Origin of the sequence: Geodermatophilus sp. Leaf369 (genome assembly GCF_001424455.1) — a bacterium.
Lineage (GTDB): Bacteria > Actinomycetota > Actinomycetes > Mycobacteriales > Geodermatophilaceae > Klenkia.
Genome location: NZ_LMQA01000005.1, coordinates 242,851 through 255,575, shown reverse-complemented (window position 1 = coordinate 255,575; position 12,725 = coordinate 242,851). Strand labels below are relative to the sequence as shown.

The 12,725-nt window shown below is 73.9% G+C and carries 16 protein-coding genes; 5 read left to right on the top strand and 11 right to left on the bottom strand.

Going from position 1 to position 12,725, the window contains the following annotated elements; genetic code table 11:
- Positions 1–19: 19 nt before the first annotated feature.
- The 5 genes from ASG36_RS22810 to ASG36_RS20315 form a co-directional block, all read right to left on the bottom strand.
- On the bottom strand, positions 20–322 hold the full coding sequence (locus ASG36_RS22810) for a hypothetical protein (protein ID WP_055768563.1): 303 nt from the start codon (positions 320–322) through the stop codon (positions 20–22).
- 216 nt (positions 323–538) lie between these two features.
- On the bottom strand, positions 539–2,344 hold the full coding sequence (locus ASG36_RS20330) for an ABC transporter permease subunit (protein ID WP_200944597.1): 1,806 nt from the start codon (positions 2,342–2,344) through the stop codon (positions 539–541).
- A 23-nt stretch (positions 2,345–2,367) separates the two neighbouring features.
- The gene (locus ASG36_RS20325) at positions 2,368–3,888 is read right to left on the bottom strand and encodes an ABC transporter substrate-binding protein (RefSeq protein WP_082523368.1); all 1,521 of its coding nucleotides are present in this window, start codon (positions 3,886–3,888) and stop codon (positions 2,368–2,370) included.
- 35 nt (positions 3,889–3,923) lie between these two features.
- A complete protein-coding gene (locus tag ASG36_RS20320) occupies positions 3,924–4,718 on the bottom strand; it encodes an ABC transporter ATP-binding protein (RefSeq protein WP_082523367.1) in 795 nt (264 codons plus the stop codon).
- The gene (locus ASG36_RS20315; RefSeq protein WP_055768560.1) at positions 4,715–5,500 is read right to left on the bottom strand and encodes an ATP-binding cassette domain-containing protein; all 786 of its coding nucleotides are present in this window, start codon (positions 5,498–5,500) and stop codon (positions 4,715–4,717) included. Before ASG36_RS20315 ends, ASG36_RS20320 begins: the two co-directional genes overlap by 4 nt.
- 254 nt (positions 5,501–5,754) lie before the next feature.
- Here ASG36_RS20315 and ASG36_RS20310 point away from each other — a divergent pair, with 254 nt between their 5' ends.
- Positions 5,755–6,066, top strand: a complete 312-nt coding sequence (locus ASG36_RS20310; protein ID WP_055768555.1) for a DUF1490 family protein — start codon at positions 5,755–5,757, stop codon at positions 6,064–6,066.
- Positions 6,066–8,231, top strand: coding sequence for a cation-translocating P-type ATPase (locus ASG36_RS20305; RefSeq protein ID WP_055768553.1), 2,166 nt, complete (start codon positions 6,066–6,068; stop codon positions 8,229–8,231). Before ASG36_RS20310 ends, ASG36_RS20305 begins: the two co-directional genes overlap by 1 nt.
- A gap of 47 nt (positions 8,232–8,278) precedes the next feature.
- Here the strand turns inward: ASG36_RS20305 and rpsR are convergent, their stop codons facing one another.
- From rpsR to rpmB, 4 genes are read right to left on the bottom strand one after another with little or no spacing between them, the layout of a single operon-like run.
- Positions 8,279–8,458, bottom strand: a complete 180-nt coding sequence (gene rpsR, locus ASG36_RS20300; RefSeq protein WP_082523366.1) for a 30S ribosomal protein S18 — start codon at positions 8,456–8,458, stop codon at positions 8,279–8,281.
- 41 nt (positions 8,459–8,499) lie between these two features.
- Positions 8,500–8,799, bottom strand: coding sequence for a 30S ribosomal protein S14 (rpsN, locus tag ASG36_RS20295; RefSeq protein ID WP_055768546.1), 300 nt, complete (start codon positions 8,797–8,799; stop codon positions 8,500–8,502).
- A gap of 1 nt (position 8,800) precedes the next feature.
- Positions 8,801–8,968 carry a 50S ribosomal protein L33 gene (rpmG, locus tag ASG36_RS20290; protein WP_055768543.1) on the bottom strand — a complete coding sequence of 56 codons (168 nt, stop codon included), beginning with the start codon at positions 8,966–8,968 and terminating at the stop codon, positions 8,801–8,803.
- Positions 8,968–9,216, bottom strand: a complete 249-nt coding sequence (gene rpmB / locus ASG36_RS20285; RefSeq protein ID WP_055768540.1) for a 50S ribosomal protein L28 — start codon at positions 9,214–9,216, stop codon at positions 8,968–8,970. Before rpmB ends, rpmG begins: the two co-directional genes overlap by 1 nt.
- Before the next feature lie 48 nt (positions 9,217–9,264).
- Between rpmB and mrf the strand changes: the two genes are divergently transcribed.
- Genes mrf through rpmF form a run of 3 tightly spaced genes read left to right on the top strand, consistent with a single transcriptional unit; the run spans position 9,265 to position 10,921 of the window.
- Positions 9,265–10,521, top strand: coding sequence for a ribosome hibernation factor-recruiting GTPase MRF (gene mrf / locus ASG36_RS20280; RefSeq protein WP_055768537.1), 1,257 nt, complete (start codon positions 9,265–9,267; stop codon positions 10,519–10,521).
- Positions 10,518–10,763: a type B 50S ribosomal protein L31 gene (locus ASG36_RS20275; RefSeq protein WP_055768533.1), complete on the top strand. Its 246-nt coding sequence runs from the start codon at positions 10,518–10,520 to the stop codon at positions 10,761–10,763. Before mrf ends, ASG36_RS20275 begins: the two co-directional genes overlap by 4 nt.
- Positions 10,763–10,921: a 50S ribosomal protein L32 gene (gene rpmF, locus ASG36_RS20270; RefSeq protein ID WP_055768530.1), complete on the top strand. Its 159-nt coding sequence runs from the start codon at positions 10,763–10,765 to the stop codon at positions 10,919–10,921. The genes ASG36_RS20275 and rpmF overlap by 1 nt, the downstream gene beginning before the upstream one ends.
- Before the next feature lie 165 nt (positions 10,922–11,086).
- Here rpmF and ASG36_RS20265 read toward each other — a convergent pair whose 3' ends face one another.
- A complete protein-coding gene (locus ASG36_RS20265) occupies positions 11,087–11,860 on the bottom strand; it encodes an NADPH-dependent F420 reductase (RefSeq protein WP_055768527.1) in 774 nt (257 codons plus the stop codon).
- 21 nt (positions 11,861–11,881) lie between these two features.
- Positions 11,882–12,721 carry an SDR family oxidoreductase gene (locus ASG36_RS20260; protein ID WP_055768524.1) on the bottom strand — a complete coding sequence of 280 codons (840 nt, stop codon included), beginning with the start codon at positions 12,719–12,721 and terminating at the stop codon, positions 11,882–11,884.
- Between the last annotated feature and the right edge of the window lie 4 nt (positions 12,722–12,725).

Sequence of the window (12,725 nt, the reverse complement as noted above, 5' to 3'; positions counted from 1 at the left end):
GCGAGGCCGGCGCGCTTGCTTAGGGTCGCGAAACGGCGAGGGCCGGGTTGTTGGCCAACGCGTCCAACCAGGACCGTGGGACGACCACGTTCAGGGTCGCCGCCGTCAGACCACCGACGACCAGGAAGCCCCCGGCGTGCACGATGTCGTGGCGGGCCGCGTCGGCGAACGCCCTCGAGCGGGACGTCCCGGGCGGGGCCGATGCCCGCCGCGGCAACGTCAGCCACGCATCGCGCCCCCACGCCGTCCACAGCCAGCCCATGACCACCGCCACGGCCAGCGAGGTGAGGAAGCGCGCCACCACCATCTCCGGATTGCCCACCGGACCTGGGTCGCTGAGGTCTTGACGCCCGGGGGCGCCGGCGCGGGTCTGGACGCACTCGTGTGAGTGCTGCCTCACGCGGTGAGGTGCCTGCTGCCACGTCGTGACCACCCTCGTTGACAACGGTTCCCGTTGTGACGAACTAGGGGCAGCTTGGCATGCACCGTCACCGTCCTGGGCTCGCGACACCGGACGGCCGCGGTGCTCTGGTATGGGTCACGGTGCCGCGGACCGTGGCCGGGGGAGGTCGCGCACGGTCGTCGCGTATGGGGGAGGAGTGGACCGGTTAGGCTCGACCGGGTCTTCCGCGCCGCCTCGACGTGCAGTCGACGGGGTCCGGGCCCACCCGGACAGTGACACCGCGAGGACGGCGGTGAGCACCAGCGCCGTCGTGGGGGCCAGCACGGTCCAGGGGGCGCGTTCCACGTACGGCATCCCCTCAGCGAGCAACAACCCCCACTCGGGGCTGGGCGGGGTGGGGCCCAGCCCCAGGAAGCCCAGTGCCGCCAGGGCCAGGGCGATCCCGGGCAACCGCAGGACGGCGTTGCGGGTCACCGGCCCGAGCAGCGTGGGGACGACGTGTCTCCAGGTGACCGCCGCCGGGCCCACCCCGAGCGCGGGCAGCACCCGGACGTGAGCCGAGGCCCGCACCTCGGTGCCGGCCGCGGCCACGTGCGCGGCCACCGGCGCCCAGCTGACCAGCAGCACGGCGATGGCCGCGCCGGTGAGGGAGGACCCGCTGACGGCCGACACGAGCACGCCGACGATCACCGGCGGGGCAGCGTTGGCCACCTCGACCGGGCCGACCGAGGCCCGGGGGAGCAGCCCGACCACGAGTCCGACCAGCAGGCTGGCGGCGGTGACGAGCACGGCGGTGCCGACGGTGTCCACCGCCCCGTGCGCGACCCGGGCGAGCAGGTCGCGGCCGCTGGCATCGGCACCGAAGGGGAGCGACCAGCTGGGTGGGGCGAGTCGTGCGTGGGCTGAGGTGAGGGGGTCCCGGCCGATCCCGGCGAAGACGGTGCCCCCCAGCAGGGCCAGGCATGCGGCGGGCAGGGTCCAGTCCCGCCGGCGCCAGGTCGTGACCGGGTCGGCGACCGGGACGGTGCCGGTGCGCACGGCCCGGCCCAACAGCAGCACCCGCAGCGTGCTGGCCGCGATGCCGAACACCGCGGAGATGCCGAGCAGGGCGAGCATCCCGGCCTGCAGCGCGGGCAGGTCCTGGGACTCGGCCGCGCCGAGGGTGAGTCGGCCCAACCCGGGGACGGCGAACACCTGCTCGGCGGCGACCGCGCCACCGGTCAGTCCGACCAGCACCAGCGCGATCTGGGTCGTGAGCGCCGGGAGGGCGCGGCGCAGCAAGGCCCAGGTGACCTGGACGCGTGAGGCCCCGGCGACCTGCCAGGACAGCACCCACCGCTCGCCGCTGACCGAGGTGAGCGCATCGGCGAGCAACCGGCCGATCAGACCGCCGGCCGGCAGTCCCATGGCCAGCGCCGGGAGCACCGCGGAGGAGGCGCCGTCCCAGCCGTAGGGCGGGAACCACCCCAGCCACACCGCACCGACGACGAGCAGCACCGAGGCCAGCAGGAACTCCGGCAGCGCGGTCAGCGCTGCGCCGGCGACCCCGGAGGGCCGCCCGGGGTCGCCGCGCAGTGCCCGGCGGATCGCAGGGGCGCACAACGTAGCGACCACGACCGCGGCGACCCCCAGGGCGAACGCCATCAGGGTCAGCGACACCCCGAGAGCTGAGACCACACCCGGCCCCACCGGGGCCCCGGACACCCACGAGGTGCCCAGGTCCCCGCGCAGGACGCCGCCGAGCCAGCCGCGCAGCAGAGCCAGCGGCCCCTCGTCGAGCCCCAGGTCGGCCCGGATCGCAGCCAGCGCCTCGGGGGTGGCCTCCTGCTCGGCGGACCGGGCGCGCAGCACCGACAGCTCCGGGCTGCGGCCCGACAGCCAGGGCAGCACCCCGATCAGGGCCACCACCCCGGCCAGGGACAGCACCCGGGAGGCGGTCACACCCAGCCGATGAGCCCCCACGGTCAGTCGCCGGCGGTGGTCTGGGTGGTGATCAGCAGGCGCTCGCGGGGGTCGCGGGCGGCGTCGGAGACCCCGGCCAGCTCACCCTGGATGACGCGCTCGTGCAACATCGGCACCGCGGCGCCGGTGGCCAGCACGGCCGCCTCGGCCTCCAGGACGAGCGCCCGGCGCTCGGGTCCGGCCGGTTCTGCCGCGGCGGCGGCCAGGGCCGCATCGACGGCGGGGTCGCACAGCTGGGCGATGTTGAAGGACCCCTCGCAGGCGAAGTCGCTGAACATGTAGGCCACCGGGTCACCGGAGTCCAGCACGGTGGCCCGGGACAGGATGAAGGCGTCGAAGGCACCGGCGAGGGCGTCGGCCTCGATGAAGGCGTACTCCCGGACGTCCTGGGTGACGGTGAACCCGACGGCCTCCAGCTGCTGCTGCACCAGGACGGCGACCTCGGGCAGCTCGGCCCGGTCGGTGAAGGTGCCCAGCGTGATCGCGGTGCCCGGCGGCACCGTGGAGCCGGCGGGCAGGTCGAGGTCCCCGCGGCCCTCGGCGGCCCAGGGCAGGGCCGGTCCGAGCAGGCCCTCGGCGATGTCGGCCCGGCCCTCGTAGACGGTGCTCACGATCGTGGCCCGGTCGATCGCTGCCTGGGCGGTCGCGCGGACGGCTGGGTCGGCGAACGGTCCGCTCGCGGTGTTCAGGTACAGGGTGTTCGTGCGTGGCATCGGCACCTCGTGCACCAGGTCGGGGTCCAGCAGACCCGCCTGGGAGACCGGTACCGCCTCTACGACGTCAGCCGTGCCGGCTCGCAGGGCGGCGGCGCGGGCGGTGCCGTCGGGCACGAAGTCCACGTCGATGCCGCTGGCCGCCGCCGCCTGGCCCCAGTACCCGTCGAAGCGGTCCAGCGTCGCGCCCGACGTGCCGTCGACGTCCACCAGCTCGAAGGGGCCGGTGCCGGTGCCGACTGGGCTGACCGTGCCGTCTGCGGAGTAGGCCGAGGCGGACAGGATCGCCAACTGGGGGCTCGACATCCGCTGCGGCACCAGGGGGTCGACGTCGGCCGTGGTGACCACGACGTCGTCCCCGTCGGCGACCGCGGTGAGCTCGACACCGTCGAGGATCCGGGGCTTGGGGGAGGCCTGGGTGGCCGCGGTCAGCGATGCCGCCACGTGCTCGGCGGTGAGCTCGGAACCGTCGTGGAAGGAGACCCCGGAGCGGACGGTGAACCGCCAGGTCAGGTCGTCGACCTGCGTCCACTCGGTGGCCAGGGCCGGTTGCGCCTCACCGAGGTCGTCGAGCACGACCAGGGTCTCGGCGGTGCTCCAGCGGGAGAGCTTGAACGCGTCGTCGGACAGCGGGGACAACCCTGACCGGGGTGGCTGGAGCATGGCCAGGGAGACCCGGCCGTCGTCGGCGGCGGTGGCCTCCTCGGCGGAACCGCTGAAACAGCCGCTGAGGAGCAGGGCCGCGGTGGTGGTCAGCACGCCCGTCCGCAGCAGCGGCCGACGGGTGCGGTGGGTGGGGGCAGCATGCATCGTCAGGAGTCCTCGGGGTGGTGTGATTCTGGGGTTCAGACGGGGAGACGGGGGAGCGCGGCGACGAGCGCCCGGGTCGCGTGGTGGTGGGGGTCGGTGAGCAGGTCGGCGGTGGGCCGGTCCTCGACCACGCGGCCGTCGTCCAGGACGAGCGTCCGTGCGCACAGGCGGGAGACCACGGACAGGTCGTGGGAGACCAGCAGCAACGCCGAACCGGTGGCGTCGGAGAGTTCGCCGAGCAGGGTCACCACCTGCTCCCGGACGGCGAGGTCCAGGCCGCTGACCGGTTCGTCGGCCAGCAGCACCTCGGGGCCGGGGGCCAGGGCCCGGGCCAACGCCACGCGCTGGGCCTGCCCGCCCGAGAGCTGGCCCGGGCGACGGCCGATCAGCCGGGGGTCGAGCTGCACCTGGGTCAGCGCCGTGGCCACCAGGCCCCGGTGGTCACCGGGCACGGCCAGGGCACGCAACGGTTCTGCGACGAGGGCACCAACGGTCATCCGTGGGTCCAGCGTGCTGGCCGGGTCCTGAGGCACGTACTGCACCCGACGCCGGAACCAGCGCAGCCGGCGTGCCGGGCCCGGGTCCACCCGGCGGCCGCCACAGAGCACGGTGCCGGCATCGGGGACGTCGAGGGCCAGCAGGCAGCGCAGCAGGGTGGACTTCCCCGATCCGGAGGCGCCCACCAATCCAACGCGTTCGCCCGGCCGCAGCGCCAGGTCCACCCCGCGGAGGGCGGTGAACCGGGGGGCTCGTGACCATGGGGTGTGACGGGAGCCCTGGTGCGTGCGCGTCAGGCCCGCGGCCTCCAGTGCGGCGGTGCCGGCGCTCACGCCGCCACCGCCCGCGCTGCGCGCACCAGGTGGCGCAGGTGGTCCGAGGACGGCGCCATCAGCAGGTCCGTCATGGGGCCGGCCTCCACCACGTTGCCTTCGTGCAGCACCGCGGCGTGGTCACAGAGGGCAGCGGCCACGGTGATGTCGTGGGTGATGAAGAGCAGGGCCGTGTCCCGGGTGTGTCGGCGCAGCACGTCCACGACCTGCGCCTGGGTGACCAGGTCCAACGCGGTGGTCGGTTCATCGGCCACCAGCAGCTCGGCCTGCGAAGCGAGCGCGATGGCGATGCAGACGCGCTGCCGCTGGCCCCCGGAGAGCTCGCCTGCGACGCTGCGCAGGACCCGCTCGGGGTCCGACAGCCCCACCGAGACCAGGAGTTCTGTAGACCGGACTCGGACGGCCGTAGCGCGCAGTCCCGCCCGGCGACGGAGCGGGGTGGCCAGCTGCGCCCCGACGGTGACCAGCGGGTTGAGAGCCGCGAGGGGGTCTTGGGCCACGGCAGCCACACGCGTGCTCGGGCTGCGGCGGGCGGCGGGGACACCCAGGACCTCCACACCGGCGACACGCACCGAGCCGGTGACGGTCGCTCCCGGTGGCAGGCGGCCCAGGACCGCCCCGGCGGTGAGCGACTTGCCCGATCCCGAGGCCCCGATGAGGGCCAGCCGGGCGCCGGCCGGGACCCTCAGGTCCAGCCCGTGCAGCAGCAGCTCGCCGCCCACGGAGACCCGGAGACCGACCACCTCCAGCGCCGGGGCAGCCTGGTCGACATCGACAATCATTGTCAGGACGGTAGCGGCCGTCGGCGATGCACTCTGCGCGAGGGGTGTGTCCGGCGGTCCGCTGGTCAGGGTTGGCGGTCGAAGGCGTCGGTACCGGGTGGGAGGGGCGCGGTCGCACCGGCGGAGGTGGTGCTTGGCCAGAGGAGCGAGCTCCAGGGCCGCACCCAAGACCCCTGCCCCACCCCTGAACACGGTTCCCATTACCGTTCTGCACGACAGTCCACCCCGTCCGGACACCTCGAGGAGCACCCCCCATGTCGGAGTCGAAGAAGTCCCGCACCGCCGGAGCGGGGTCGTTGCTCCGTAAGGCCGTGGGCACCGTGGCCACCGGAGTGGTCGGGGTGCTCGTGGTCCGCGCCGCCGAGCGCGGCGAGTCCGGCAGCCTGCCCCGCAAGGCCGCCGTCGGCGCCACCAAGCTGGGCATCCTGGGCGCCCGCCGCGCCGAGACCGCGGTGGAGAAGACCCGGCTGGCCGCCGGCGACGTTCGGGCTCAGGCCTACGCCGACCTCGGCGAGCAGGCCCCGCCGCCGGCGGACCGGTCCGCCGGGCACGACCACTCGCACTGATGCCAGCGCCCGGCACGCCCGTCCTGGTCGCCGATGCCGGCGGCCGTGTGCGCCTGCACGCCCCGTGGCTGGCCGGTTCGCCCTCCCGCGCCGTGCTCGTCGAGGACGCCCTGGACGACGTCGCCGGCGTGCTCGCCGTCCAGGCCTTCCCGGTCACCGGGCACGTCGTCGTCTGGGCCGCCCCCGACACCGACCGCGAGGCGGTGCTGGCCGCGGTCCGCGCGGTGGGGGAGCAGCCCGTCGACGCCGTCGTCGCGCGCCGTCCACGCTCGGCCGACATCGCCAACGGTGAGCTGCTGCGGATCGCCGTGGGAGGTGCCGCGCTGGTGCTGTTGGGCGTGCGGCGCTACGGCCTGGGCCGACCGCCCGTGCTGTCGGGCAGCAGCCGGTTCGCCGCCAGCGTCGTGACCGTGTTCACCGGCTATCCGTTCCTCAAGGGCGCCGTGGGGGCCCTGACCGGGAAGCGGACCGCGGGCACCGACGCGCTGGTCACCGCGGCGACCGTGGCCAGTCTGCTGCTGCGGGAGAACGTCGTGGCGCTGACCGTGCTGTGGCTGCTCAACATCGGGGAGTGGCTGCAGGACCTCACCCTGCGCCGCACCCGCAACGCCATCTCGGCCCTGCTGGCCGGCACCGAGTCCACCGCCTGGGTGCTCACCCCTACCGCCGACGGCGACGTCGAGTCCCAGGTCGACGTGGCGCGGCTGCGGGTCGGCGACCTGGTCGTCGTCCACGAGCAGGCGACGATCGCCGTGGACGGCGAGGTGGTCGAGGGCGAGGGCGTGGTCGACCAGGCCGCGATCACCGGGGAGCCGCTGCCGGTGAGCGTGCGGGCCGGTTCGGCCGTGCACGCGGGCTCGGTGAACCTGCGCGGGCGGATCGTCGTCCGGGCCTCGGCAACCGGTTCGGACACCGCGATCGGCCGGATCATCAGCCGGGTCGAGCAGGCCCAGGACGACCGTGCGCCGATCCAGACCGTGGGCGACGAGTTCTCCCGCCGCTTCGTGCCGGCCTCCTTCGCCCTGGCCGCGCTCACCTGGCTGGTCACCCGCGACGTGCGGCGGGCGATGACGATGCTGCTGGTGGCCTGCCCGTGCGCGGTGGGGCTGTCCACGCCCACCGCGGTCAGCGCGGCAATCGGCAACGGCGCCTCCCGTGGGGTGCTCATCAAAGGTGGTGCGCACCTGGAGGCCGCCGGCCGGATCGACGCCGTGGTGTTCGACAAGACCGGCACGCTCACCGTCGGTCGTCCCGTGGTCACCAACGTCGTCTCGTTCTCCCCGGACTGGGAGCCCGAGCAGGTGCTCGGCTACGCGGCCAGCTCGGAGGTGCACTCCCGGCACCCGCTGGCCCAGGCGGTGATCCGCTCGACCGAGGAGCGGCACGTGTTCATCCCGCCGCACGAGGAGTGCGAGGTCCTGCTCGGGCTGGGCATGCGCACCCAGGCCGACGGCCGGGTGCTGCTGCTGGGCAGTGAGGCGCTGATGGCCCAGGAGGGCGTGGCGGTCGGGGACGACGCGCTGGGCTGGTTGGCCGACCTGCGCGGGCAGACCGAGACACCGCTGCTCCTGGCCGTCGACGGTGAGCTGGTCGGCCTGGTCAGCCTGCGCGACGAGGTGCGGGCCGAGGCGGCCGAGGTGCTCGCCGAGCTCCGGGCCACCGGGGTGACCCGGATCGTGATGCTGACCGGCGACCACGCGACCAGTGCCGCCGCGGTGGCAGCGCAGCTGGGGATCACGGAGTGGCGGGCCGAGGTGCTGCCGGAGGACAAACAGGACGTCGTGCTGGCGCTGCAGGCCGAGGGGCACACCGTGGCGGTGGTGGGCGACGGCACCAACGACGCCCCGGCGCTGGCCGCGGCCGACATCGGGATCGCGATGGGTGTCTCGGGCACCGACGTGGCCGTGGAGACCGCCGACGTGGCGCTGGTCGGTGACGACCTGCGACACCTGCTGGACCTGCGCGACCTCGGCGGACGCACGCTGGGCATCGTCCGGCAGAACTACGGACTGTCGATCGCGGTCAACGGTGTCGGCCTGGCTGTCGCCGGGGTGGGTGCGCTGTCCCCGGTGCTGGCTGCGGTGCTGCACAACGCCAGCTCGGTGGCTGTCGCGGTCAACTCCGCCCGCCTGGTCCGCTACCGCGGCTCCCGCCCCTCCAGCTGACGAACGGACCCTCTGCACCCCTCGAGCGGAGTGCAGAGGGCCCTTCGTCAGCGGCCCTTCGTGGGGTAGGGGAGCAGGGCCATCTCGCGGGCGTTCTTGATCGCCCGGGCCACCTGGCGGTGCGCCTCGGGGTCCAGGCCGGTCACCCGGCGGGCGCGGATCTTGCCGCGGTCGGAGACGAACGTCCGGAGCGCGGCCACGTCTTTCCAGTCGACCGGACCGTCCATCCGGCGCCTGGCCCGCGGTCTCCGGGGCCGGGGAGCGGGGCTCACCAGCTGGCCTTGGTGATGCCGGGGAGCTGACCGTCGTGGGCCATCTCCCGGAAGCGGATCCGGGAGAGCCCGAAGGCCCGGAGGTGCCCACGCGGACGGCCGTCCACAGCATCGCGGTTGCGCAGCCGCGTGGGGCTGGCGTTGCGCGGCAGAGCCTGCAGGGCGGCCTGTGCGGCGGCCCGCTCCTCGGGGCTGCCGGTTCGGACGGTCTCCTTCAGCGCCGCCCGCCGCTCGGCGTACCGGGCGACGACGAGGCGGCGCTGGTCGTTCTTGGCGATCTTCGAGGTCTTGGCCATCTCAGCGGTCCTCCTTGAACTCCACGTGGCGGCGCACGATCGGGTCGTACTTGCGCAGGACCAGCCGGTCGGGGTCGTTGCGCCGGTTCTTGCGGGTCACGTACGTGTAGCCGGTCCCCGCGGTGGACTTGAGCTTGATCACCGGGCGGACGTCGGTGGCCCGGGCCATCAGAGCCGCCCGCCGGCGGCGCTGCGCTCGCGCCTGACCCGCGCCCAGACGGCCTCGATGCCCTGGGCGTCGATGGTCTTGATGCCTCGGGTGGAGACGGTGAGCCGCACGAAGCGGTGCTCGCTGGGCACCCAGAACCGCTTGCGCTGCAGGTTGGGGTCGAACCGGCGGGGTGTCCGCCGGTGGGAGTGGCTGACGGCGCGCCCGAACGTGGGGCGGCGACCGGTCACCTCGCAGAAGGTCGTCATGGCCCCACCCTAGACGACAACGATTGTCATTACCGATAGAATGGGGGCATGACAGACCGACCCACCCCGCTGGTCCTGGTCGGCGGCGTCCACCGGGACCACACCGCGCGCGCAGCCACTGACCTGCTCACCGCTGCCCCCGGCACCGTCGTGGTCCACCACGACGTCGCCGACCTGGAGCAGGGCGTCGTCGTCCGCACGGTGCGCACCCAGATGGCCGGCAACGTCACCGAGGAGCAGACCGCGGTCGAGCTCGCCCACGGCTGCCTCTCCTGCACCCTGCGGCTGGACCTGCTCCCGCTGCTGGTCGAGCTCGCCGCCTGCTCCGGGGTCGACCGCATCGTGCTGCAGCTGGACCCGGCCCTGGAACCGGAGCAGCTGTGCTGGTCGATCGGCTCGGTGCTGCTGGCCGAGGGCGGCACGGCCAAAGACGCCGTCCAGGTCGAGGCCGTGGTCACGGTGCTGGACGCCGCGACCTGGCTGGCGGACGTGACCGGTGAGCAGACGATGGCTGACCGGGGACTCGCCGCGACCGCCGACGACGAACGCACCCTGGCCCAGGTCGCCCTCGGTCAGGTCGCCATCGCCGACGTCGTGCTCCTGGCCGGCCCACCGATCGAGGACTGGACCGCCGCCCGGCTGCACGCGGTCCTCGAGCGTTGGGCACCCACCGCCCGCACCGGCTCGATCGAGCACTGGCACCCCGCCCGCGTGCTCGCCGGCCTGGGCCTGCACGCCCGCCGCGGCCGGGTGGGGCACCCGCACGACGCGGTGCTCGCCGGTCAGCCTCCGCTGGAGGCCGACGCCGGGATCGAACTCGTGCGCTTCTCCGCCCGCCGGCCCTTCCACCCGCAGCGCCTGCACGAGGCCTTCGACGTCCTGCTCGACGGCGTCGTCGGCTCCCGCGGCCGGCTGTGGCTGGCCACCCAGCACGACCGCGCCGTGTGGCTGGAGTCCGCCGGGGGCGGACTGCAGGTGGGGGACGCCGGCCCGTGGCTGGACACCCTCGGTGACGACGCCGAGCTGTGGGCCCAGGCCAGTCCCGAGCGGCACGTGGCGGCCGCCCTGCGCTGGGACCCGCTGTACGGCGACCGGGACACCGAGATCGTCGTCCTCACCCACCGCCAGTCCCGCGAGGCCCTGACCACGGCGTTCTGCCAAGCCCTGCTCACCGACGAGGAGCTGACCCTCGGCGTCGAGGGCTGGGACTTCGACGACCCGTTCGGTGACAGCCACGACGATCCCTGCGAGGCATCCAGCCCCGCGGACGACCCGCACGCCCACACCACCGAGGAGAACCAGTGAGAGACGGCATCCACCCCGCCTACCGCGAGGTCGCCTTCCGCGACACCGCCACCGGCACGGTCTTCCGCACCCGCTCCACCATCAGCAGCGACCAGACCGTCGAGCTCGACGGCGACACCCTCCCGCTGGTCACCGTGGACACCAGCAGCGCCTCGCACTCGTTCTGGACCGGCAGCGCCCGCGTGCTGGACACCGCCGGCCGCGTGGAGAAGTTCCACGCTCGCTACGGGCGACGCAGCTGATGGCGGTCCCCAAGCGCCGGACGTCGCGGTCCAACACCCGGCACCGCCGCGCCCAGTGGAAGGCCACCCCGCCACAGATGGTCCCCGTGATCGTCGACGGCGTCCGACAGCTCGTGCCCCGGCGGTTGGTGCGGGCTGTCCAGCGGGGGCTGCTGTAACGCCATCCTGCAGCTCACAAACCCCCGTGTTCGGTCCTACGGAATCCGGCTCACAACCTGGTCCGAATCTGGAATGCCCTCTGCAGGCTTCCTGGGAGGCGTCGCCGACGCAGCCCGTGGAGACGTGACGCTCGCGCGCGACGCGAGGTCGCGCGCGAGCGAACATCAGGTCGTCTCGGGGAAGTAGCCCCCTGCCGGGCCGCGGGTGGCTGAGGAGACCAGGTCGTTCAGCTTGGACGTGGACATCGGGATCACCGGGGCGGCGAGCAGCCAGCCGACGAGCTCGTCGAAGGGGAGCTTCTCGGTTGGCCAGGCCGGCATGTAGGGGTCGCAGTAGGCGGGGGTGCCCGGCTCGGTTCGCCAGCTGTCGGCCAACCCGCCGATGTCGAGCGCGTCGTAGCCCAGGACGTCGAGCAGCGCGGCGACCTGCTGCTTGGCGTCGGCGTCCTCCCCGGCGATCGGCAGTGCGCTGCGGTCTTCGGCACCGGTTGGGCGGGCCCCGTTGCCGAGGCTGGCGAAGGTGGTGTTGTTGAACGCCTTCACCAGCCGGGTGTCGGGGAGGTGGGCCTGGACGAGCTCGCTGGCCGTCATCTGCTGGTCGTCAAGCGCAGCGATCTGCCCGTCGCGCTGGGGGTAGTAGTTCGTGGTGTCGACGAGGGTCTTGCCGGCGAGTTCGTCGACGGGCAGCGAGCTGTGCGCGATCAGCGGGATCGCGGCGACGACTACGTCGGCTTGCCGGGCGACCTCGTCGGCCGTGGCGGCGCGGGCCCGCGGTCCGAGCTCCGCGACCAGGTCGGTCAGGGTCTCCGGGCCGCGGGAATTCGCGATGACGACGTCGAGGCCGGCCCGGACGGCGAGGCGGGCGAGCGTGCTGCCGATCGCCCCGGCGCCGATGATGCCGAGCGGGTTGGTCGTGGGGGTGGTCGAGGGTGCGGTCATGGCGGGGGTCCTCTGCTGGGTTCAGGCGTCGTGGGAGAGAGACGAGCTGAGCTCGCGGAGGGCATCGATCTCGGCCTGCAGGGTCGCCAGGCGGGCCTCGATGCCGGCCATGGCGTCGGCGCCGGCGACGAAGCGTGCGGGGACCTGCTCGCGGGTGGCCAGCTCGATCAGGGCGGTGGCGAGCTTGGCCGGGTCGCCGACCTGCTGGCCGTTCATCCCGGCGAAGGCGGCGACGGTGGCCTCGGTGCCGGCCGCGTAGTCCTCGATCGTGGAGTCCGGGACGGTGGTGGACTGCGGGGTGAGCAGCTCGGTGCGGAAGAAGCCGGGCTCCACGGTCAGCGTCTGGATGCCGAACGGGGCGACCTCGGGGGCCAGGGACTCCATGAAGCCCTCGAGGGCGAACTTGGAGGCGGCGTAGGCCGAGGTGAAGGCGCCGCCCACGATGCCCGCGGTCGACGTGATCGTGACGACGACGCCCGAGCGTTGGGCGCGCAGCAGCGGCAGGACCGCGCGGGTGACGTTCAGGGGGCCGGTGAAGTTGGTGTCCATCTGGGCCTGGAAGTGCTCGGGGCTGATCTGCTCGAAGAACCCGGCCTGGAAGGACCCGGCGTTGTTGACCAGCACGTCGATCCGCCCGAACCGCTCCACGGCGGCGTCCACGGCGGCCTGCACGCTGGTCGGGTCGGTGACGTCCAGGGCGACAGCGAGGACGTCGTCGGACTCACCGAGCACGGCGGTGACGCGGGCGGCGTCCCGGGCGGTGGCGACCACCTGGTGGCCGGCGGCCAGCGCGGCGCGGGCGATGTCGATGCCCAGCCCGCGGGCGGCTCCGGTGACGAGCACGACCTTCTTCTCCGACACGGTG

Bases quoted from the DNA above. Each gene is read 5' to 3' on its own strand.
- rpmG (WP_055768543.1), bottom strand. From the start codon at position 8,968: ATGGCCCGGGCCACCGACGTCCGCCCGGTGATCAAGCTCAAGTCCACC.
- ASG36_RS20305 (WP_055768553.1), top strand. From the start codon at position 6,066: ATGCCAGCGCCCGGCACGCCCGTCCTGGTCGCCGATGCCGGCGGCCGT.
- mrf (WP_055768537.1), top strand. From the start codon at position 9,265: ATGACAGACCGACCCACCCCGCTGGTCCTGGTCGGCGGCGTCCACCGG.
- rpsR (WP_082523366.1), bottom strand. From the start codon at position 8,458: ATGGACGGTCCGGTCGACTGGAAAGACGTGGCCGCGCTCCGGACGTTC.
- ASG36_RS20310 (WP_055768555.1), top strand. From the start codon at position 5,755: ATGTCGGAGTCGAAGAAGTCCCGCACCGCCGGAGCGGGGTCGTTGCTC.
- ASG36_RS20315 (WP_055768560.1), bottom strand. From the start codon at position 5,500: ATGATTGTCGATGTCGACCAGGCTGCCCCGGCGCTGGAGGTGGTCGGT.
- ASG36_RS20265 (WP_055768527.1), bottom strand. From the start codon at position 11,860: ATGACCGCACCCTCGACCACCCCCACGACCAACCCGCTCGGCATCATC.
- rpmF (WP_055768530.1), top strand. From the start codon at position 10,763: ATGGCGGTCCCCAAGCGCCGGACGTCGCGGTCCAACACCCGGCACCGC.
- rpmB (WP_055768540.1), bottom strand. From the start codon at position 9,216: ATGACGACCTTCTGCGAGGTGACCGGTCGCCGCCCCACGTTCGGGCGC.
- rpsN (WP_055768546.1), bottom strand. From the start codon at position 8,799: ATGGCCAAGACCTCGAAGATCGCCAAGAACGACCAGCGCCGCCTCGTC.
- ASG36_RS20325 (WP_082523368.1), bottom strand. From the start codon at position 3,888: ATGCATGCTGCCCCCACCCACCGCACCCGTCGGCCGCTGCTGCGGACG.